This is a genomic window from Robbsia andropogonis (genome assembly GCF_034047095.1).
GTDB lineage: Bacteria > Pseudomonadota > Gammaproteobacteria > Burkholderiales > Burkholderiaceae > Robbsia > Robbsia andropogonis.
On sequence record NZ_CP139170.1, the window covers coordinates 2224978 to 2246127 of the forward strand.

General features: G+C 62.0%; 18 protein-coding genes. 2 read left to right on the forward strand and 16 right to left on the reverse strand.

The features are described 5' to 3' along the window. Positions 1-25: 25 nt before the first annotated feature. Together SJQ66_RS23220 and SJQ66_RS23225 are read left to right on the forward strand one after the other, a co-directional pair. A complete protein-coding gene (locus tag SJQ66_RS23220; protein ID WP_024903017.1) occupies positions 26-1564 on the forward strand; it encodes a phospholipase A in 1539 nt (512 codons plus the stop codon). A 65-nt stretch (positions 1565-1629) separates the two neighbouring features. Further along, the gene (locus tag SJQ66_RS23225; protein ID WP_024903018.1) at positions 1630-1878 is read left to right on the forward strand and encodes a DUF1289 domain-containing protein; all 249 of its coding nucleotides are present in this window, start codon (positions 1630-1632) and stop codon (positions 1876-1878) included. Between the two features lie 163 nt (positions 1879-2041). Here SJQ66_RS23225 and SJQ66_RS23230 read toward each other — a convergent pair whose 3' ends face one another. From SJQ66_RS23230 to cpaB, 16 genes are all read right to left on the reverse strand, one after another. Then, positions 2042-3634 carry an ABC-F family ATPase gene (locus SJQ66_RS23230; RefSeq protein WP_046153074.1) on the reverse strand — a complete coding sequence of 531 codons (1593 nt, stop codon included), beginning with the start codon at positions 3632-3634 and terminating at the stop codon, positions 2042-2044. A gap of 257 nt (positions 3635-3891) precedes the next feature. Further along, complete coding sequence (locus tag SJQ66_RS23235) at positions 3892-4950, reverse strand: LD-carboxypeptidase (protein WP_024903020.1); 1059 nt, start codon at positions 4948-4950, stop codon at positions 3892-3894. Positions 4951-4989: 39 nt separating this feature from the next. After that, positions 4990-5586 (reverse strand): tRNA adenosine(34) deaminase TadA, encoded by a 597-nt coding sequence (gene tadA, locus SJQ66_RS23240; RefSeq protein ID WP_024903021.1) that lies wholly within the window; start codon positions 5584-5586, stop codon positions 4990-4992. Between the two features lie 72 nt (positions 5587-5658). Continuing rightward, positions 5659-6657 carry a pyridoxal kinase PdxY gene (gene pdxY / locus SJQ66_RS23245; RefSeq protein WP_320534601.1) on the reverse strand — a complete coding sequence of 333 codons (999 nt, stop codon included), beginning with the start codon at positions 6655-6657 and terminating at the stop codon, positions 5659-5661. Continuing rightward, positions 6654-7460: a DUF2968 domain-containing protein gene (locus SJQ66_RS23250; protein ID WP_320534602.1), complete on the reverse strand. Its 807-nt coding sequence runs from the start codon at positions 7458-7460 to the stop codon at positions 6654-6656. The genes pdxY and SJQ66_RS23250 overlap by 4 nt, the downstream gene beginning before the upstream one ends. Next, positions 7461-8858 carry a sigma 54-interacting transcriptional regulator gene (locus SJQ66_RS23255; RefSeq protein ID WP_320535368.1) on the reverse strand — a complete coding sequence of 466 codons (1398 nt, stop codon included), beginning with the start codon at positions 8856-8858 and terminating at the stop codon, positions 7461-7463. Between the two features lie 60 nt (positions 8859-8918). Continuing rightward, entirely contained in the window at positions 8919-10988 is a 2070-nt protein-coding gene (locus tag SJQ66_RS23260) for a pilus assembly protein TadG-related protein (protein WP_024903025.1), read from the reverse strand. Further along, positions 10985-11386 (reverse strand): TadE family protein, encoded by a 402-nt coding sequence (locus tag SJQ66_RS23265; protein ID WP_313905198.1) that lies wholly within the window; start codon positions 11384-11386, stop codon positions 10985-10987. The genes SJQ66_RS23260 and SJQ66_RS23265 overlap by 4 nt, the downstream gene beginning before the upstream one ends. A 391-nt stretch (positions 11387-11777) precedes the next feature. After that, positions 11778-12182 carry a DUF3613 domain-containing protein gene (locus tag SJQ66_RS23270; protein WP_157684987.1) on the reverse strand — a complete coding sequence of 135 codons (405 nt, stop codon included), beginning with the start codon at positions 12180-12182 and terminating at the stop codon, positions 11778-11780. Positions 12183-12284: 102 nt separating this feature from the next. After that, complete coding sequence (locus SJQ66_RS23275; RefSeq protein ID WP_024903028.1) at positions 12285-13220, reverse strand: tetratricopeptide repeat protein; 936 nt, start codon at positions 13218-13220, stop codon at positions 12285-12287. Next, positions 13217-14173 (reverse strand): type II secretion system F family protein, encoded by a 957-nt coding sequence (locus tag SJQ66_RS23280; RefSeq protein ID WP_051504340.1) that lies wholly within the window; start codon positions 14171-14173, stop codon positions 13217-13219. Before SJQ66_RS23280 ends, SJQ66_RS23275 begins: the two co-directional genes overlap by 4 nt. A 24-nt stretch (positions 14174-14197) precedes the next feature. After that, the gene (locus tag SJQ66_RS23285; RefSeq protein ID WP_036009260.1) at positions 14198-15238 is read right to left on the reverse strand and encodes a type II secretion system F family protein; all 1041 of its coding nucleotides are present in this window, start codon (positions 15236-15238) and stop codon (positions 14198-14200) included. After that, positions 15238-16677 carry a TadA family conjugal transfer-associated ATPase gene (locus tag SJQ66_RS23290; protein WP_024903031.1) on the reverse strand — a complete coding sequence of 480 codons (1440 nt, stop codon included), beginning with the start codon at positions 16675-16677 and terminating at the stop codon, positions 15238-15240. The genes SJQ66_RS23285 and SJQ66_RS23290 overlap by 1 nt, the downstream gene beginning before the upstream one ends. Before the next feature lie 161 nt (positions 16678-16838). After that, a complete protein-coding gene (locus SJQ66_RS23295) occupies positions 16839-18227 on the reverse strand; it encodes a CpaE/TadZ family protein (protein ID WP_320535407.1) in 1389 nt (462 codons plus the stop codon). Next, complete coding sequence (locus SJQ66_RS23300; protein WP_390174002.1) at positions 18145-19449, reverse strand: type II and III secretion system protein family protein; 1305 nt, start codon at positions 19447-19449, stop codon at positions 18145-18147. The genes SJQ66_RS23295 and SJQ66_RS23300 overlap by 83 nt, the downstream gene beginning before the upstream one ends. A gap of 167 nt (positions 19450-19616) precedes the next feature. Continuing rightward, on the reverse strand, positions 19617-20765 hold the full coding sequence (cpaB, locus tag SJQ66_RS23305) for a Flp pilus assembly protein CpaB (protein ID WP_024903034.1): 1149 nt from the start codon (positions 20763-20765) through the stop codon (positions 19617-19619). Positions 20766-21150 lie beyond the last annotated feature (385 nt).

Here is a 21150-nt window from a genome sequence, read left to right on the forward strand (position 1 = left end):
ATACGCATCCTTCGCCCTGCCAGCCATGCCACTACCTGCTTCGTCGCACGCTACCGTGCCTTCCGGCATCGTCGTCCGCTTTCTGGACGATCTCGTATCCAACGTTTCGGACGTGCAAACGCACCCGAAAGCGGCGCGGCGTCTTGTGAAGCCGACGTCACCGGCCATGCCGATCTTGGCGCCGATCCGTATCTCGCCACTGCTGACGAAGATGCTCGGAGGCACCGTGCTACTGGCCGCGGCCGCTGGAACCGCGCGTGCGGATGTGACCGTTGTCTCCCCCCCGACCGTCGTCCCAGCGTCGCTGCCGATGCGCGTGACGCTGTTATTCGCCGAAGATACGGAAAATCGTGCAAATCCAACCAATGGCGCGAGGCGCAACAGCGTGCGGTACACCGTACCGTCCACGCTGAAAGTGGCGCTCACCAGCGGAGACTTGCCCCCACAAACGTTGACACTGACCCGCGATCCGAAAGCGCCGGAATTCCTGTCGTTGCGGCCGGGGCAGTTCCGACGCATTTCCTACAGCGCCCCCTGGCCGACCGATGCTCGCGGCACAGTCCGCGTACAGGTGGCGGACTTCAATGCATCGCCCGCCCTGGTCACACTTGATCGAGGCAAACAGCAAAATCTGACGATTGCCGCCAACCAGGCAGCAAGCGCGATCGGACCGGGTGCCGCCGAAGGCAGCGAGCGCGCACATGGTGCGGAGCATGGTCCCGCCGCGACACTGCCGAACGCCACTCCGGGTACGGCAGCATCGCCAACAACCACGACGGCAACCGGCGCGGTACCGGCAAGTGATGCGTCGATCGGTCAGCAACAGGCCGCCATTGCGGCAACGAACCCGGAGAGCCGTCTGTCTTTTTATGAACCGATGTATATCGGCGTAGGCCGGAATGGCCATACCACCGCACGCTTCCAGTTGAGCTTCAAATACCGGATCGTCAAGCCGGCCGATCCCCGTTCGCGCAGCCTCGTCGACAACCTGTACTTCGGCTATACACAGGTCTCAATATGGGATTTGAGTGCGAATTCGAAGCCGTTCCGCGACACCAGCTACAAGCCATCGATTTTCTACTATCTACCGGATACGGGCCTGCGTGGCCGCTGGTTCGATTCGCTCGGCTTCCAGGCGGGGCTCGAACACGAATCGAACGGCCAGGCCGGCAACGACTCGCGCAGCATCAACATTGCCTACGTGCAGCCGATCGTTCATTTCTCGATGCCGTGGTCGACCCAGTTGACGTTGGCGCCGAAGATTTACTATTACCTGCAGAAGAGCGAAAACTCGGACATCGCGAAGTACCGCGGCTACACCGACTTCCAGATCCGGTACGGCCGTCCGGACGGGCTGGAATTGTTCACGACGCTGCGCAAGGGCAATCATGCGCTGTACGGCAGTATCGACGCGCAACTGACCTATCCGGCACAGCGCCTGTTCGGCGGTGCCTTCGGCGGCTATGTATGGGTGGGGTATTTCAACGGGTATGGACAGAGCTTGCTGGATTACAATAACCGCCAGCACTGGAACGTTCGCGTGGGCTACAGCATTTATCGGTGACACGGTAAAGGCGCACGGGGCGTGACCATCGTATTTTCACCTCGATGTATGTCTGATTCGCCGTAATGACCCTGAAAACCGACGCAACGACCGTCTCTGCCTCCGACCTTCATGACACACCGGACAGTCCGTGCATCGGCGTTTGCTCAACGTTGTTCGACGACGTCTGCAAGGGCTGCGGCCGGACCGCGGTCGAGGTCAGCAACTGGGTGTTCCTCAGCGATGAAGAGAAACGTGCGGTCTGGCACCGCATCAACGCCGAGGGTACCGCGCTGCGCTTTACGCGTCATACGCCCCCAAAATCCGGGACATGAGCACAGGTTCCTGAATAAACGCGCGCGCATCGCATGGTGATGAAAAAAACCTCCCGGTAGCGTGACATATGCGTCCCGGACGTGGGTCCGGGCGTCGATACGGCACCGTCAGGAGGCATTTCTCCCCACGTCGCCCGGTCAGCGGGCAACGCGCAGGACGACTTCAATGGATACCCTGCGACTGCAGGTATTCCTCATAGGTACCGTGGTAATCGACAACTTCGCCGTTCGGGCGGATTTCGATGATCCGCTGCGCCAGGCCGCTGACGAATTCCCGGTCGTGCGAGACGAATACGAGCGTGCCAGGAAAACGATCCAGCGCCGCTTGCAGCGATTCGATCGATTCCATGTCCATATGGTTCGTCGGCTCGTCCATCAGCAGCACATTGTGCTTGCCGAGCATCAGTTTGCCCCAGATCATCCGCCCCTTTTCACCGCCGGACAGCACCTTGACCGACTTGCCCACATCGTCGCCGCCAAACAGCAAACGTCCCAGCGTTCCCCGTAGCACCTGGTCGTCGTCGCCTTCCTGCGCATATTGCGAGATCCACTCTGTCAGCGTCATCGGCTGTGGGAACATCTCGTTGGTATCCTGCGGCATGTAGCCGACATTGGCGTTCTCGGCCCACTTCACCACGCCTTCGTCCGGGGGCAACTGACCGAGCAGCGTGCGCAACAGTGTCGTCTTGCCGGCACCATTCTCACCGATGATGGCCACCTTCTCGCCCGCCTGGACCGTGACGTTCGTCTTCTGGAATAACGTCCGGTCGTACGACTTCTTAAGGTTTTCAGCCGTCACGGCCAGATTGTGCAGCTTTTTTTCGAACTCGAAACGGATGAACGGATTCTGCCGCGATGATGGCTTGATGTCCTCCACCTTGATTTTATCGATCATCTTGCGACGGCTGGTTGCCTGGCTTGCCTTCGACTTGTTCGCCGAGAATCGACGGACGAAATCCTGCAGTTCGGCAATCTTTTCCTTCGCCCGCGCGTTGTTTGCCACCGCCCGTTCGCGCGCTTCCGTCGATGCACGCATGTAGTCGTCATAGTTGCCCGGATAAACCTTCAACGTCCCGTAGTCCATATCCGCCATGTGCGTGCAGACCTGATTCAGGAAGTGTCGATCATGGGAAATGATGACCATCGTCGAATCGCGCTGATCCAGTACGTCACCCAACCAACGGATCGCGTTGATGTCCAGGTTGTTGGTCGGTTCATCGAGCAACAACACATCAGGATTCGAAAACAGGGCCTGCGCCAGCAATACACGCAGTTTCCAGCCCGGCGCGACTTCGCTCATCAGGCCGTTATGCTGTTCCATCGGCACGCTCAGACCAAGCAGCAGTTCCCCGGCGCGGGCTTCCGCAGTATAGCCGTCATATTCGGCAAATTTGGCTTCCAGGTCCGCCGCGCGCATGTAGTCATCCTCGGTGGCATCCGGATTGGCGTAGATCGCGTCGCGCTCGGCCATCGCCGCCCACATCTCTGTGTGCCCCATCATCACGACGTCGAGGACACGCATGTCCTCATAGCCAAACTGGTTCTGCGACAACTTACCCAGTCGCATGTGCGCATCCAGCGACACATTGCCAGCCGACGGCTCAAGGTCACCGCCCAGGATTTTCATGAACGTGGATTTGCCGCAACCGTTCGCGCCGATCAGGCCGTAACGATTGCCTTCGCCGAACTTGACCGAGATGTTCTCGAACAAGGGCTTCGGCCCGAACTGCATGGTGATATTCGCGGTGGACAGCACTGGTGATCTCGATAAATACGAATGAATGCCAAAAACGGCGCGGGGCGCGTTGCGGACCACGCTCGCCATCCCGCCACAACCGTGATGCGGGGCCGGGAAAGCGGAGCCGGAATGTCGGGAAACAGGGATGACACGCCCGCGCATCGCGGACGGCCCAGACAGCGCCACACGGGTGAACGCCAAAACACGCCTACGTCAATCCGGTATTTTACCATTCGCGGCGCCCGTGCAGGCGTTCGCGCGATATGACGTGCCGGTCAAGAAGTCGACAACGTGGGATAGTCCGACACGGTTAACGTAAAACCATGGGAGCCGGACTGCAAACGGGCCGTTGCACCGAATGGCAAGGTAACGATGTCGTCAACATGCCCGAACGGCAAGCCCCACACAATCGGCACGCCGGACACGGCACCGATCTGCGCCATCGTCGTGGCCAGCGTGTAGCCGTTGTTATAGTCTTGCGCGCCGTCGGCACCGGTGAAATGACCGAGTACGATGGCACGTTGCCGTTTAAGAATACCGCACAGATGCAGTTGGTACAGCACTCGTTCGATCCGATAGGGTTGCTCGTGGACGTCTTCCAGAAACAGGATGCCTCCCTCGATAGGTGGCATATAGGGTGTGCCAGCGAATGCGCCGAGCGTCGCCAGATTGCCGCCCCACAGGATGCCCTCCACATCGACGTGCGGCTGATCGGGCAGCGTCCCGTCGATCGTGTAGCGGGACGACTGGATCAATGACCAGAAATGCGTTTCGGTAAACCGGCTGACAATGTCAGCACCAAAATTCGATGCCAGCATCGGCCCGGCAAAGGTCACCATGCCCGCTTTTTGATATAGAGCGAGATGCAGTGCGGTAATGTCACTGTAGCCGGTGATGATGGGGCAGCGAGCGCCCGGTGCAGTGAAACGTTCGCGCAGCGCGCCGTAGTCGATGCCGTCGAGAACACGAACCACCCCGTAGCCCCCTCGCACCGCCATGACGATGTCGGGCACCGCGACGGCGGGATTCGCCAGGTCCAGCCAGTCCGAAAGGCGCTCGGTGTCGGTCCCGGCAAAGCGCTCGAACTTGCGACTCGCCGCCCCGGCGGCGGCGAGGTGATGCCCCCGCGCTCGCAAATAAGCGACCGCACGGGCGACCCGCGCCAAATCGGCATAACCCGACGGCGCAACCAAGCGAATATCGCAAGGTCGCTGCGGGACGTCGCGAAGGGAATCGCCGCCATCGCACGACAACGCGTCATCAAACGCATCACCATCGGTCTGGCCCGCCGTCGACATCATCTGGCTAGTCATCTGGTCAAGCAAAGTGCGCATGAAGCCTCCAAGTCATTACTGTCTCGCTGGGTCGATCGACTATTGGCCGTCACCGTCGCGCGCGTCCGACACGCGCACCTCCGCTACCGGCGCCTTGGCTTTCGCGATCCGAGCCGCCTTGACGGCCGCCCGCCGCGCCGCGAAGAACGCCCGCAAGTCCGCTGCGCATTCGGCTTCCAGCAGGCCGCCCTGGACTTGGGTGTGATGATTGAGTTGCGGCGCGCCAAACAGGTTCACCACGCTTCCGGCCGCTCCGGTCTTGGGGTCCGGCGCGCCGTAGACCACACGCGCGATTCGGGAGTGCATGATGGCACCCGCGCACATGGCGCAAGGCTCCAGCGTCACAAATAATTCGCAGCCTGGCAAACGGTAATTTTGCAATGCGATGGCCGCCGCACGCAATGCGATCATCTCGGCATGGGCCGAGGGGTCATGTCGCCCGATCGGTTGGTTGAATCCGGTGGCGATGATCTCATCCCCCCGGACAATGACCGCGCCCACGGGCACTTCGCCGCGTGCCCGTGCCTGCCGCGCGGCGTCGAGCGCACACCGCATCAGGCGCGCGTCCCGCTCCGACCACAGGTCCGGAACCTTGGCAGGCGACGAGAATCCGTCATCGGTGGAATCGGACTTCAAGGAAAGGCTCTTTTATCTAACAGCGGTCAGACGACATGTAAGGCAGTATATGAACCGCCGTGCCGTTTCGAATCAGCGCGCTTCGGCCGCGAAACGGTGTCGCGGCGCCACCCACTGTTCGCGGCCGGCCACCAACGGGAGATCACGCTCGCCGGGTGCAGTGGCAGCCACCAAGGCGTACAACGCGCTGACGGTCTCTGACAATGCAGCGGGAAACTGCATCCCGCGCAGCAGATGCCCCAGCAGCAATGCCGAAAACACATCACCCATGCCATTCGGCAAGGGATCAAGCGGCACACGCGGGGTGGCGACTTCCCAGGCGCCGTCGGCATCGATACCCAGCGTCAGCAGTTCGACATCGGCTGGCGCGGCAACATCGGCAGCGCCGGACGCGGAGGCGGGTGTGTCGACCTCTCGCCGCGCGGTGTGATCACCGGTGAAACTGGTGATCACGATGATACGCGGTCCCGGCCGTCCTGGCGCGCCCAGCATGGCGCGCGCCGCGACAATTGCCTCGTCGACACTGCGGACCGGCGCGCCATGCAGCCATTCGAATTCGAAGTGATTGGGCGTGATCACCGTCGCCATTGGCACTGCGCGATCACGTAAGAACGCCGGGATACCGGGACGCACGAAGACACCGCGGCCGATATCACCGATAACCGGATCACACAGGTACAGCATATCGGGATGACCACGACGAATCTCGCTTACCGCGGCGAGGATCTGCTCGCCCGTGGCGGCGTCACCGAGGTAACCGGACAGCACCGCGACGCAACGCTGCAGGATGCCGCGCGCACGAAGGCCCTCCAGCACCTCACCAATATGGGACGCCGGAAAAACCTGGCCTTTGAACTCGCCGTAACCGGTATGGTTCGAGAACTGAACCGTATTGACCACCACGGGCTGGATGCCGAGCAGTTGCAGCGGCAACACGGCAGCGGCGTTGCCCACATGGCCGAACGCGACATGGGACTGTACGGACAGCACCAATGGCGCCGGTGACAGGGGTAACGCGTCAGCGACGGCGGTAACCGTCCCTGACACAACCGGCGGCGTGCATGCCGTCATCGACTGCGCTTGCCGCTGGTACGCGTCGGCGTCCCAGCGGTCGGCAAGCCCGCGTTCTGCTGACGTTGCAGGTCAGCCAATTGCTTTTGCAGGTCGGCCAATTGCGCCTGGGCGGCACGATTTTCCTCCGCCAGTTGCGCCATCTGCGCTTCCGACTGGCGCTGGCGTTCGTTGACCGCTTCCTGCTGCGTCTGTTGAATCGCAAGGTCGGCCTGGATACGCGCGGCCCGTTCCTTATTGACGTCGATCAGCATCTCGGTCTGACTACGCTGCGCCGCCAATTGCACAGCACGAATCTCGGACTGCGCCAGATCCGATGTCTGGGCGGCGAAATCGCGGAAAATCGCATCGGCACGCGCCATATCGGACGTCTTGACAACACGCCAGAAATTCTTGCGCTCGAACAACGCGACATAGTACGTCGTGTCGTTGGTTGCCATCAACAGACTGGCACCGTAGCTGCCGTTATACACGGTACGAAGTTCGGCCAATTCCTTATTCGCGATCCGACGCTGCAACTCCGCGACGTTCCCCCCATTGGTCGCCACATCCTGCGCCGTCGGCGTGCCCGCAGGCGCCCCCGATTGCGGACGCATCGCCTGTGCCTGACGCGATGCGTCCGCATTCAGCGCCGGCAGGTTTTCCTTGCCGCCGTTCACTTGCTGAACAGCGGCCTGCCCGGCCTGCTGAGTGGCAAGCGACTGCGCATGGACGACAGGTACTACGCAGAACCACACCGCACCAGCCAGCATGCCGCCTACTGCCAAGCGGATGCCCGCCGCACTCGCATCAACTGCGATCATTCACCCTCTCCCTTCTCGCGTTGCCGGTTCTTCGTCGAATAATTGATATTTGCGCATCTTTTCCCACAACACCTTACGGCTGATGCCCAACGCTGTCGCGCTGGCCTGTCGGCGCCAGCCGTTTTCCTCAAGAACCGCCATCACGCGGGATCGTTCGCCCGTATCCCACCGACCACGATCCACACTAGGCGTGGCCAAGGACGACACCGCGACTGCTTCGCGCTCGGTTCGTGCTGCCAGCAACATTCGTTGTATACGGACAACATCCCAATGCCCTAGCTGTCGGACCACGACAGCGATTCTTTCGGCCAAATTTCGCAACTCCCGCACATTACCCGAAAAACGCATATTAGACACCGCATCTGTGAGCCAGTACGGTATTTCCGGCAATGATTTCGCGCGCTCCGCCCCAATAACATGGGTAAAAAAAGACTTAAATATGGCGATTTTATCGGCCGCTCCCCGACTTTCCAGATTTGGCACGAATAATTCGATCACCGCTATTCGATAATACAGATCGGCACGAAACCGATCACTGGCGACCAATTCCAGCATGTCGCGGTTGGTCGCGGCGATTAACCGGAAGTCCACCTTGATTGCCGCGGTGGAACCGAGCCGCATCAATGTGCCGTCCTCCAGCACCCGCAACAACTTGACCTGTTGGAACACGGGCAGATCGCCGATCTCATCCAGGAACAGGGTGCCGCCCGATGCCTGTTCGAAAAAACCACGATGCTGTGCCGCCGCTCCTGTGAAAGCGCCCTTCGCATGACCGAAGAATAGTGACTCAAACAGTCCTTCCGGGATCGCTCCGCAGTTTACCGCAACAAAAGGGCCTTTCCCATATTGGGTATGCCCTTGATGCAGTCGATTAGCAATGCGCTCCTTGCCCACCCCGGTCTCGCCGTGAATCAGCACGCTTGCATCGCAATCGGCAAACAGATCAACTTCGGTCAACAGTTGTTGCATCGGCTCGGAGTCGGCGATGAACACATCCGTGTCGCGAATCGGAGACAGCGACGCGTTGACCTGTTCCACGACCTTCATCACGAGCGAGCGCAGCTCGGCGGCGGTGAAGTCCAACGGCAGGACATAGCGATAGTCCGCGGGATAATCACCCACGCCGCGACCGTCATGACCACGCGGCGCCGCTCCCACCCAGATCACCACCATGCCTTGGGTGGCTTCCCAGTCACGCGACCAGTTTGCCCCGTCGATGGCGCTCACGCTCACGATGGCGAGGCTGCGCGGCGAGCGCTTGCCGGCCGGCATGTCATGGTCGACTCGGCGTACCGTGCTGTCCGGCCCGCTCAGGCAACGTTCCACGCGGTCGAAGATATCGACATAGCCCTCGACTACATAGACTTCCAGTCCGTCGAGAAAGGTCAGGTCTTTAATCATGTTCAAATCGCGTGAAACGCGTATTCCCTCTTGTGCCGCATGCGGCGTAGTGCGACGTTACTTGACCAGTCGCACGTCGGTTCCCAGACAGTTCAAGCTCAGCAGCTTCAACGTGGCCTGACCCAGATTCGCGCCCAACAAGCTTTGCAGCGCGTTTGATAAAAGAAGCCCAAGCGAATTCAGAACCGGCTGCAGCAAATTCGCGACAAGTCCCGCCGTTGCCAACAAGCTGTTGTAGACCGTTGTGCCGTTCGCCGTTGCCGTACCCGACAACTTCGACGCCAGACATGCCTGGGCGTTGCCCAGCAAGCCACACGGGTACAGCAGCCCGGACACCAGGCCGCCGACGATCTGCTGCACCGACGTCAACAATGACGACACCGCGCTCACCGTCCCGGTCAGCAAACTCGCCACCGTCACTTGCTGCCCGCTCAGGACCTGCGTTCCCGTGGAAGTCAGCGCGGAGGACAACGTGGCGAGCGCGCTCAGACCGGTCTGCGCCGCAGTCGCGGCGGTGGACAGCGTGCTACCCGTCGCGCCCAGCAACGCCGATGCCAACGTCGTACTGCCGGTCGCGCTATTGCTGCCTGAGGAAGAGCCTGTCACGCCAGTCGCCGTGGACGCCCCCGGCAGCAAGGACGCGACCAGTTGCGTATTGAGCGCAGTCAGCACTTGCGACAACGTCGTACCCAAGGACAGCGGATTGCTGCCCGTGGTCACGCTCTGACCGGCGGACAGCGTGTAATCGCCGTCGTTCGCGAAACCCTGCAACGTCAGTCCGGCGTTGATCTTCGCCAACCCACCGACCAGCGACAGAATCGTCTGGGAGCCGACCCCGGCGCTGCAACTGGTGGCCGGATTCATGACCGATGCCGCCGTGATATTGCCCACGCACGACTGCAGCAACGGATTCGTCACATGAAAGCTGGCCAGGTCGTTATAGCTGCTGTCACGTGCGGTACAAAGCGATGTCAACGTGGCCTGCGCACCGGTGACGTCAATCTCGATCGGCAGATCGAAACTCGCAACAAGGCCAAGCAACGGTACCGATCCGGTCAAGCCCGCGGAGGTGATATGCGCATAGACGCGCACCTGCGCAGCGTAGGCAGTCGCGCCAACACCACCGATGCCGATCGAAGGCGGTGCGACCAGGTAAGTCTGCGCGGTAATGCCGCCGGCACCGATCGCCGCCCCGATCGCGCTGTTCTTGTTCGCGATGCCCAGTGCCGTGGTGATTACATCGAGCGCATTCAACTGCGCATTCAACACACTGGTGGCAACGGAGGTGGAAGTGGAGGACGGGCTGTCCATCGTCATCAGTCCCCGCGACGTCGCACCGGTCGACAACAACGGAATCGATGCATTGCCCGCCACGCCGCTCAGTCCGAGCGTCGTGGACAGGCTGGACACGCCGGTAACCGAGGCGACCGCACTGACCAGTTGGTTCATCGTTACCGAATTCGTCGATAGCAGCGCGTTCAGCCCGGCCAGCGTGATATTGGTCGGCACCGTATAACCCAGTGCTCGCAGTAACGAGATCATGCTCACATTCACATTGGCCACCGCGCTGCCGCACAAAGCGGAGGCATACAGCGAACAGATCAAACCGGAACCGATCGAGAAAACCGCCACCGGCGTGCCGTTGCGGATCGCGATGGCTTGCGCATAGACCTGGGAAGAAGGCATCCAATCCGGCGCGAATGGCATCTGCCCCGTGACCGATACCCGGATGGCATTCGGATCGGTCGCCGGTATGCCGCTCAGAATCGTGTAGTGATCGGTGGCCGCGGAACTCGGACTCCAGTTGCCGCAGTCGACGACCAGCGAGGTTGTCGTGGCGTTCAATGCGGCATTGCTCGTCGCAGCGGCGATCGCGGAACTGCAATTGACACCACTCAATGTCTGCGCACCGGCCAACGCCGCCATGTCCGCGACATTCTGCATCTGCCGTCGAAGATAGTATTGATAGCCCAGCACCAACGACTCGAGCAGCACGATGCCGACCAGCATGAATAGCCCGATGGTCACGGCCATCGAGCCGCGTTGCGCGCCACGCCGGCCATGCTGGAATGACAAGGTGTGCGAATCGTGCAAGCGCGACACGCCGGCGACACGCCTCGGGTTCATTTGATCAGCACGTCCGGTTCGAGTTGCACGGTCGTGCTGGCGGTGAGCGTCGTCGGCAGAACGAGATTCAGGAACGGCAATGTTGGCACCAGGGGTTTCGAGGCGTAGTTATAGCTGGCCGTGACCTTCAGGCACGATTGGGTCGACAGATACGGACAAGCCGTGGCGCTTGGCGTGGAGGTGACGCAAGCGGTACTGCCCAGCCAGGTGGTGGCGTTGTTGACCGCCGCGCACGCTGCCGTGATCGGGCTCGTGCTATAGCGCAGCGCGGCACGCGCGCCTTCGCCGACCGCCAGCGTCAATGTCTGCTGTGCCAGCAGGATCAGCGCCCAGGTGATCAAGCCATAGACCAGCAGGAATACCACCGGAAACACCAAGGCAAACTCGACCGCGGCCACGCCGCGCTGCTGGCCACGCGTGTCCTGCGCACGCGGGCGCCGTCGCCCGCGCGACGGCGTTCGATCGACAGCCGTTACATGCGGACCGGCGCTTTGTCCATGCGCACCCAGCGCAGTGGTCGGGACACACCGTGCGCCGGCACGCGCAACCGCGGCACCGGCCAGGACGCGCACCACGCGTACCACCATCGCGGGCCCCGCCCGACGCGTTTGCGCGCGCATTGTCGCGCGCATCCCCCTGCTAGCTTCCATCATTCCTCTCCGCACCCTGCTTTCGGGCCCCTGCCCGCGCTGCCATTCGCTACCGCGCAACGGCGGCCATCACCGCCTCACATCCATTCACGCTCGCGCCTACCCGGTCGACGCTGTCATCACATCCGTCAAAGGCGGCTTACGACCCGCCACTGTTATCACTGCGCACCCGTTGCTGAAAGAACTCCGGCACCGGATGCGTGAAGGTGTCGCTGTACCGCTTGTACGCGGCCGATGTGGCGTCACCCGTCATTGGTTGCGCTGGCCCGGCGGCCGCGCCACTGACCTGCAACGACAGCAGATGACGGGTCGCACGCCCCAATCCATCGCGTTCGTCGGGATCATCCGCCGTCGCCAATCGATTGGGGTCGGCGGCATGACTTCCTGGTGTGGACCCGCTCGATTGCGGCCAGGCCCGCGCGCCAGGCAACAGCATTGCCAGCGCCATAACCCAACTCGCGCCGATCGCCGTCCGCCTCCATCCGCGGTGCACGTTGGGACAACGACCCAGCCCATCCGCGTGCATTGTTCTCTGATCCTTCATCTCGCCACTCCCTCCAAACGCGGCTTCATCACGGCGCTGATACGCTGAATGAGATATTGCGTGGATACCCCGACTTCGCTGGCACCGCATCACCTCGCCCGGTCAGCGCGTTTGTGCAAACCGCTGCAAAACGGAACCACCCTGCCACGCCACGGCATCATTGCGTACCTGGCGTGTGGTGGGATCGTCAGGCATCGTCGGACGCACGGCACCGTCGTCGCGGCCGTACACAGCCGGACCCGCATCGCCAGTGGCCCGCTCGCCGCCATCATGCGTGCTTGCGCCACCGTGGCCGACGCGCATGGATGCCGCCATCGATCGGGTGGTACGTTGCGCTTCAGGCGACATCTTGGCGCGAACCATCACGGCATCGGCTTGCGCGGCCTGCCCGGAAAGCATCAAGTAAAGCGCCAGGTTCGCGATCACCTTCGGATTTTCCGCGGCGAGTTCCGCCGCCTGCGCGACCGGAATCCGCGCACCCGCAACATCGCCGTTCAGCAAGCGCGCATAAGCAAGGTCGTTCAGGTAGGACACGTTCGTTGGATCAAGCGCCACGGCCGTTTGCAACGCCACCATGGCACCGGCGTTATCATGCTCGTCGGCCAGCGCCCGCCCCAAACCATGCTGCGCGGCGGCGGCCGTGTCGCCGTTCGTCCACTGTCGATAAACCGCGATCGCGGCGGCTGGCTGCCCGGTCTCGCGCAATGCATCACCGCGCAGCAGCGCGATGTCGCCGGCCTGTCCATAACGCTTCTCGAACGCATCGATGTGTGCAAGCGAGGCGAAGTACAAGCCCTTTGCCTGCATCTGTACGATCAGCGACAGATATAACCCGCGGTCATTCGGCGCCTGCGGCTTTTGGTCGATTTGTTGACGCGCGATCTGCTGGTCGCGCCACAGCGTATCAGCCGTGGTGGTGCGCGACGCACAGGCGGCCAGGGACAGCACCACGCCGACAAGCGCGATGAGCGCGAGCGGCGCCGCGCCCTGCCGCGTCGCGCGACGTAGATTCGGATGCCCGATGAAGACAGGCTTCATTCCATCCCTCCAAATTGCGACACGCCACGAATGATCGCGATAAAACCGGCGCCACCTGTCACGATGATCAGCGCAGGCAACAGCGTGGTCACCATGACGCCGGTCATCTTCACCGTCAATTGACCGATGCGCGCTTTCAAGTCCAATCGGCGACGTTCCCGCATGCGGTCGCCAAACTGGCGCAACGGCTCCTGAACGCCACCGCCATAACGATCGACCTGGACGATCAGTTCCGCAATGGATGCCATGTCGTCGTTCTTGTAGACGGTGGCAAAACGTTGCAGCGCGGACTCACGGGTTTGTCCGCTGCGGTACTGCGCGCTCGCATGTTGCAATTCCGTCACCAACACCGGCATCGATGGCGCAAAATCCTGCTCGATCAATTGCATTGCCTGATCGACACTCAGGCCCACGCCCTGGAGTAACCGCAACAGGTCGACGAGCAACGGCAATTCCGCGTCCGCGCGCTTGCGGCGTGCCGCGGCGCGCTTGCTCATCACGTATTTCGGCGCCATGTAGCCAACGCCAAACCCGAAGAACACGGTCAGGCAAGCAGCCAGCACCGAACCCTTGCCTAACAAAAGATAGCTACCCAGTGGCAATGCGATACACAACGCGGCACGCGCGAGGAAGAACCACGCGCGCCCGACCACCGTGTCCACACCGCACTGATCCAGCAACACGCGATCCTCATCCGCCACGAGGGACTGACCTATCGATGTCGCCAACCCGCGTACGCCGATGTCTTCAATGCGGTCGCGCCACCCCTGCCGCTTCGATGGCTTTGCGGCCACCGTCTTGCCCGCCCTTGCGGCAACGGCTTCGTCGAGACGCATCGAACGCTTATGCAGCGAACGTGCCCGCGACATCAGTGCCGCGCCAACGACGCCCGCTGCAAGCGCGGCCAAGATCAGCGCCAGTGCGATCAGTCCTTCCGTGGTGGCATTCATCATTTCGCGTTCATTGCGTCCTGGTGGTCACACCGATTTCGCCATCCGATAAAGCATGACGCTACCCAGCGTCTGCAATGCGGCAGCCCCCAACAACATTCGCGCACCGATCGGGTCTTCCCACATCCCCAGGAAGAACTGACGGTTGAAGCACATTAGAAACAGCGCGACGGCCAACGGCAGTGCGCCGAGAATCCACGCGGAAAGGCGGGTCTCCGCGGACAACGCCACCAGTTCGTCCCGTGCCTGTTCCGTGTCGCGCATGAAGCCCGCGATCCGTTCGAGTACCTGATCACTTCTACCGCCAAACTTCGTCGACACGCCCAGCACCGCGCCGATCATCAGCAATTGGTCGATGCCATAAAGCCGCGCCACTTGCTTTACCGCCGTATCCAATTCGACGCCCGCGCGATTCATCTGCGCCGCGCGTTCGAGAATCGCGCCCAAAGGCTGCGCCGTCTTCGGCGCCAATTGCTGAAAGGCGGAATTCAAACTCGTGCCCACCGTGACCTGGCGCACCATGAGATCCAGAAACACCGGCAGTTGTCGCACGATCCGATTGCGTCGGCGCCCGATGCGCAGGTGCAAAAGCAACGCACAGACGGCACTGCCGAACACCAGCACGAACGCGCTCATCTCCCACCCCACCAGCAGCCAAGCCAGCAACGCCGCGCCCACAAGGGCGCCGATGCGGGTCGCCAGCCAACGACCGGGTGCCGGGATATCCGCACGCAGGACCATGCTTTCGACCCAGGGCGCGGCCATCACGCCCGCATACCATTGCCGCACCGGCGAACCGGTACCGTCCTTCCTGGCCTTCGCGCCCGCGGACGTCCACGCGCCAGCCGAGATGGCGGCGGCGTTGCCGCCCTGCACGCCGCCACGCTCGCCGTTGCCATCGAACCCTGGGCGCACCACCGGCGGTGGCGCACGTGCGGCTTCAATGCGTCGATCGGCGAAAGCGCCAGCGTTTTGCGCACGACGACGCTCGATACGGTGGGACTGCCAGATCACGATGCCGGCCACCCCGAGCAAGACAGCGGCGAGCAATAACATCGTGCTGCTCATTATTTCCTCCCGAACCAGCCACCCCACGACTGGCCCTCATTGCCCGGCCCACCGGCATGACCACCCCCCGCGCTCTTTCCCCCTTGCTGCGCGCCGGGATCATGGGGATCCTCGCCCTGACCGTTTCCGTCGTGTTGCAGATTGCCAGGCAGCAACTGGTCACGGAAACGCGCCAGCTTCGGCGTGTGCGGTGCCACGCCGAGCGCATGCCAGAAATCGCTCTCATTGCCGTCGCCGTCGACGCGCGTTTCATGACGGAACAGCTCTTGCGTGGTCACGATATTGTCGCCATAGCCGGTGACTTCGGTGACCGAGAGAATGCGCCGCTGCCCTCCGGGCAAGCGCCCGATCTGGATAATGAAATCGAGCGCGCTGGCAATCTGCCGTCGCAGACTGCTTTCACTACCGACATACCCGGCGAAACCAGCCAGCATCTCGATTCGATACAAGCACTCACGCGGGTTGTTCGCATGGATCGTCGCCATCGATCCATCATGCCCCGTGTTCATCGCTTGCAACATTTCCAACACCTCAGCGCCGCGGACTTCGCCCACAACGACCCGATCCGGACGCATCCGCAAGCTATTACGGATCAGATCCCGAATGGTGACCTCGCCGCTGCCCTCGAACGTGCCGTGCCGGCTTTCCAGGCGCACCACATGTGGATGATTCAATGACAATTCCGCCGTATCCTCCACCGTCAAGATGCGCTCCGACTCATTGATAAAGCTCGCAAGCGCATTCAGCAACGACGTTTTCCCGGAACTGGTTCCACCGGATACGAGAATATTGCATCGCCCCTTCACCGCCAGCCGCAGCAGTTGATAAATGCCACGGTCCATCGTACCCATCGCCAGCAGTTCCTCCGGCGTCAACGGTTGCTTGCGAAACTTCCGGATGGACACCATCGGACCGTCTACCGCCAATGGCTCGATCACGACGTTCAAGCGCCCGCCGTCAGGCAGGCGAGCATCCACCATCGGGTTTGATTCGTCGATGCGCCTTCCCAGTGGCGCCAGCACGCGGCGCACAATACGCAGGACGTGCTGGTTGTCGGTGAAGCGCACGGCCTCACGACGCAGCACGCCCTTGCGCGAAACGAAGACGTCCTCGAAGCCATTGATCAGAATGTCTTCCACGCCGACATCCTGCAGGAGATCTTCCAACGGCCCCAACCCCACCAACTCCTTCGTCAGTGAATCGACGACGATCTTCAATTCGTTCTCGTTAATGCCAACGCGCCGCAAGCGAACGTAGCCGTCCACTTCCAATTCAACAAATTGCTCGATTGCGCGGCGCGACCATCGGCCAAACTCCGTACCTAGCTCCTCGATCCGGCTCAACAAATGAGCATGTACCGCGGATTTGATTTCCGCGAAACGCTGCGAATGGACAAAGCCCGACGCACTGTCGTCAGCGAACTCGATCTCGTTCAACATCTGGCCCTCCTAAGCCACGCCTGCCAATCACCCAGCCGTCCAGCACGAACGCACCGCGTGCCATCGATACAGCGGACCGCCCACCCTGTGCTTCGTACTTCCACCACGTTGCCTGACGCTCGCATCGCCGACCCCTGGTACCACTCGACCAATCGATCGCGCTAACCCCGCCGCCATAGCTTGGAGACATTCGACCACGAGTTACCGCCGCGCGCGGTGGGCAGCGCAGCCGCGCCAATCGACAAGCCGCCTACCTCCACGGCCAACGCCTGAACCATCTCGATAAATTGCTGTACGCCGCGGATGTATGGGTCCTGTTTGCTGCCGCTCAACAACTGGCCTAGCGACGCGGCTCGGCCCAGCGCGAGCCGGCGATCCGGCAACGTCCCCCCCAACGCGATGGCGAAGCGCTCGGTCAGTTGCTGGGCAGCCATCCCATAACTCTCGTCGTATTTGTTGACCACCAGCCTGAGCGACTTGCGGTCGACCGAACGCTCATCAAGTTGACTGAGCAGGTCCGACAGCGACACCACCGATGCAATACCCTGATCCGTCAGCACCAGCTTCAGGTCAGCCATATTCAATACGCTGGCAGTCAAATCGGCACTACCAGCGCCGCCGAGATCGACGATGATGGCGTCGAAATACCGGCGAATCTGGTCGACGAGCGACACGGCATCGGCCTGGGGCAGCGCACGCATCCGGCTTAAATCGGCCGGCAAGGCAAGAACACTGACACCCTTCGGAGACACCGGCAACGCAGTGCGCACCAACGTTTCATCAAGACGACTCAGCGCCGTAACCGCATCGGCAAAGTCGAAACCGGTCGGAGTGTTGGTATAAAGCAGGCCGTCACCGACAGGCAGACCGAGGTCAAGCAACGCCACGCGCCGCGGCGCGTTTTCGTCCGCGGCGAGCATCGTGGCGAGATGGGTCGCGAACGTGCTCGTCCCCACGCCGATTCGCGCGCCGGCAATGGCGATGGTTACGGCGCGACGGGTGGAAGCGCTCAACTTGTCCGTCAGTTTCGTGACGGAGGCACGCATCACATCGGCGGGGCCCTCGAGATCAAGAAAGTCCGCCACGCCGCTGCGCAAGGCTGTCAGCGTCATCTGCGCGTCGCTGGCATTACCGACGCCGATCAGCAACGCCTCCGGCAAGCAGCGCCGCAATGTCTCCACCACAGCTTGCGGCGCCAGCGCGCCATCGGCGCCTTCCTGTCCGGCACCCGCGCCGGGGGACATCGCCGTGAAGTCCACAAAGGCCAGGGCCGGTTTCAAGATGACCACGGAGCGGGTGATATAGGCCGCATCCCCGGCCAGGCGATCCACACGTCCGATCCCATCGAGCGCGCGCGACAACACGTCGGCGCGCTGCGCCGAGGGTGTGAAGAACACAAAATTCTGCGCGCGCGACAGCACGCGCGGCTGTTCGAAGTTTTTATCCATGACCTGCTTGCCCCACCCTTCAGCGACTGAATCCCGGCACATCGTTGCCGGATGCCGCACCGCCCAGAAAACTTCTCCAGACAGGCTGTGTGCTCGAATCACGGCCGGCGCCAGGCAGTGGCAATGCCACCCCTTTGGCAATAGGTTTCACCAGATGCGGCGTCACCAAAATAACCAGTTCCCGGTCGTCCTGCGTATAACTCAAATTTTTGAAAAACGTCCCGATGATCGGTAGATCGCCCAACAGCGGCACCTTGTTCACACTGGCCACCGTGCTGCGCGACACCAGTCCGCCAATCACAAAACTTTCACCATCGCCCAACTGGACTGTCGTATCCGCTCGGCGCGTGGAAATCGCCGGAATCGAGATCCCCGACTCCGTGATCGCGTGTGTGTAATCGAGGTCACTGGCTTCCGGTGCCACCTTCAACGCAATCTGGCCGGGACCAAGCACCGTCGGTGTCACGGTCAAACCAACACCGAACTGTTTGTAGACGATCGTCGTTGTGCCAAGCCCTCCCGATTGCGGAACGGGCAATTCTCCGCCGGCGAGAAAACTGGCGGACTGCCCTGACAACGCCACCAATGTGGGCTCCGCCAATACGCGCGCCAGGCCGTTTGTCTCCATGATGCTGATGTTGGCGAACAAGCCATTCGCGAACGGCCCAGCCACAAGATTGAATGCACTCGCCATGTTCGTGCCGACCGAATTGCCGAATGACACACCCGTCGTCGATGCCGTATACGAGCTGAGCTGGGACGGACCAAAAACGCCAAAACCAAAACCGTTCGATCGGCTGGAGAACAGGTTAAACCCGGCTTCCTTCAATACAGATTTGCTGAATTCGACCACCTTGACATCCACCTGCACTACACCGCCGGTGCCAACCGTCGACCGATCCACCACCTTCGCACCGGACTGCTGTGCTACCGCCAACGCAGCCTGGTGATCCGCCGTGGTTGCGATCTGTCCGCTTAACACCGCCGTGTCCCCATAGACTTGCACCGATCCCCCCGTCTTCGCCAACATGGCGTCCGACGACAACGCGCGCACCGAGACCGCCAGTTCGCGGGGGGTAGTGCGGCTGCCTTCCCATAACGACAGCGTCGTCGTACCGGGCTTTTTGGCAACGATCAATACACCACCGGTGATAGGCCGTGCGTCGGCCACGGTCGGGTCGCCCACCGCCAGGCGTGACAACCGCGATGCCGGAAGAATGCGTTGTTCGCTGACGACCATCGCAAACGGCGCGGGCGCGAGACGACGCGCCGTGTCGGCCGTCGTGTCAGACTGCGCACTCGCCCACATCGGCAGTACCAACATTGCCATCACTATCCCAGCCTCGACGGCACGCCATCGCGCATTGCGTCCTGTCTCCGATGCGCCCAGGCGTCTTTTTTCGTGGATTTTCAGATGCCACGCCCCCCGGGCATACCTCGCCATCGCGGCGAGCAAGTGCCCCGTAAGAAGACGCTTCATTGTCGGGAGACTCATCGTCCGCCTCCCGAGGAATTGATCACGCTGCTCGGCGAGGGCAGCGGTATCGTCGCCTGATCCATTCCCGCCGAGAGGCCCGGCAACGGCGGCGTGCCTACCGCTGATCGCGGGGTCGAGCCGTTCGCGGCTTCGCGACTGATGTCCATGCCGCGAATGACTTCGACATAGCCCCGCGCGTGCGCCATACCGCCAAGCGCACCCAAGCGCGAGGATCGAATGGTCGTCGAGGCGTCAGGCAAAGCAGGCACGGTTGCCATGGCCGCCGGCAAAGACACGCCCCCCGCTAAACCGACACTGTCCATACCCGCGAACGCCTTGTTATCTGGCGCAGCGAGCCGGTCGCGCTCGGCGGCGGGCAGATCGCTTCGTGCCCGCACCACCGGCCCCGGCGCCTGAAACAAGGCGCTGTCGACCGCACCGCCATCCTCGGGAAAGCGCAACGCCAATGTCAAACGTCCCATCTGCGTCGCCAGCACCAGACCATCCACCTGATCTACCGGTACCGCGAGCACGGCGCTACGAGCCATCTGCCGCTGCTGATCCACCATTGCCTGCGCGTTCGCACCAGGCGCCGGCGCCGTGCCCTGCGCCGGCGCGCCGTTCGTCAATGAACTCGCGCCATACGCCAGCACACGCGCCCGGGAGATCAGTAAGCGCGCGATGTTGCGGTCGTTCTGCCCGCCTGTCGCGCCGGTTTCAGGCGCCTTCATCGTAACGAACACATCCACGTAATCACCGGCTTGAACCGCGTTCCCGGCACCGCTGACCTCATCCACCGGTACCGCAACGCCGCGTTCACCAGGCTTCAACGTCAACGTCAAACCCTGCGCCAAGCCGCTGAGCGTCAACGGCAATCCGCTGTCGATCGGTACGCGCGGCGTGTGGCCCACTACTTCCTCGACTTTCGTATAAGCGCCAGTGGGTTGTACGGGTAGCTGAATCACACGGACGGCGTCGGGGGCAATGGGCTGCCCCGCAGGCAACAGCCTGGATGCGATGACGACAGGGAACGTCGCGACCGGTGCCGGTACGGCACTCGTGGCAACTGGGGCTGGTCGTCTTCCGACAAAAATTGACAGTACGCCGAGCAACAGCGCCAACACAACCAGCACGGCTGCGATGATCCTGGTGGAAGCGCTCATCGCAGCCACTCCACCGGCAGCGAGGACCTATCACCGTGTGCGCTGCGAAATCTTCCGTTCATCGGCAAAACGGCACCCGGTTTGCGACACGGCGCCGCCCGGTGGCGAACGGCGAACAACGACTGGCCTGGTGCCGCGCGCGCATTGCCGTGCGCGACATCATCACACTCAGGCCATTCAAGCCCGGGACACCGATGCTGCGCAAACGGTCTTACCATGCTATCTATCCTTGCGCCGCGCCGCCCCAGCGCCACGCGCCCATTGGACCTGTCAGCGTGTCATTGCTCACCAATCACGCCCCCATGTGATCCTGTAGCACGCCCTCTCTTTTTCGTTTTCCCGCCACACTTCAGTCGGCTGTTTGATGTGGCATGCGGACTTCAGT

Bases quoted from the DNA above. Each gene is read 5' to 3' on its own strand.
- SJQ66_RS23290 (WP_024903031.1), bottom strand. From the start codon at position 16,677: ATGTTGAACGAGATCGAGTTCGCTGACGACAGTGCGTCGGGCTTTGTC.
- SJQ66_RS23270 (WP_157684987.1), bottom strand. From the start codon at position 12,182: ATGAAGGATCAGAGAACAATGCACGCGGATGGGCTGGGTCGTTGTCCC.
- SJQ66_RS23250 (WP_320534602.1), bottom strand. From the start codon at position 7,460: ATGATCGCAGTTGATGCGAGTGCGGCGGGCATCCGCTTGGCAGTAGGC.
- SJQ66_RS23285 (WP_036009260.1), bottom strand. From the start codon at position 15,238: ATGAGCAGCACGATGTTATTGCTCGCCGCTGTCTTGCTCGGGGTGGCC.
- SJQ66_RS23280 (WP_051504340.1), bottom strand. From the start codon at position 14,173: ATGATGAATGCCACCACGGAAGGACTGATCGCACTGGCGCTGATCTTG.
- cpaB (WP_024903034.1), bottom strand. From the start codon at position 20,765: ATGAGCGCTTCCACCAGGATCATCGCAGCCGTGCTGGTTGTGTTGGCG.
- SJQ66_RS23220 (WP_024903017.1), top strand. From the start codon at position 26: ATGCCACTACCTGCTTCGTCGCACGCTACCGTGCCTTCCGGCATCGTC.
- SJQ66_RS23235 (WP_024903020.1), bottom strand. From the start codon at position 4,950: ATGCGCACTTTGCTTGACCAGATGACTAGCCAGATGATGTCGACGGCG.
- SJQ66_RS23260 (WP_024903025.1), bottom strand. From the start codon at position 10,988: ATGAACCCGAGGCGTGTCGCCGGCGTGTCGCGCTTGCACGATTCGCAC.
- SJQ66_RS23225 (WP_024903018.1), top strand. From the start codon at position 1,630: ATGACCCTGAAAACCGACGCAACGACCGTCTCTGCCTCCGACCTTCAT.
- SJQ66_RS23275 (WP_024903028.1), bottom strand. From the start codon at position 13,220: ATGAAGCCTGTCTTCATCGGGCATCCGAATCTACGTCGCGCGACGCGG.
- pdxY (WP_320534601.1), bottom strand. From the start codon at position 6,657: ATGACGGCATGCACGCCGCCGGTTGTGTCAGGGACGGTTACCGCCGTC.
- SJQ66_RS23300 (WP_390174002.1), bottom strand. From the start codon at position 19,449: ATGTTGGTACTGCCGATGTGGGCGAGTGCGCAGTCTGACACGACGGCC.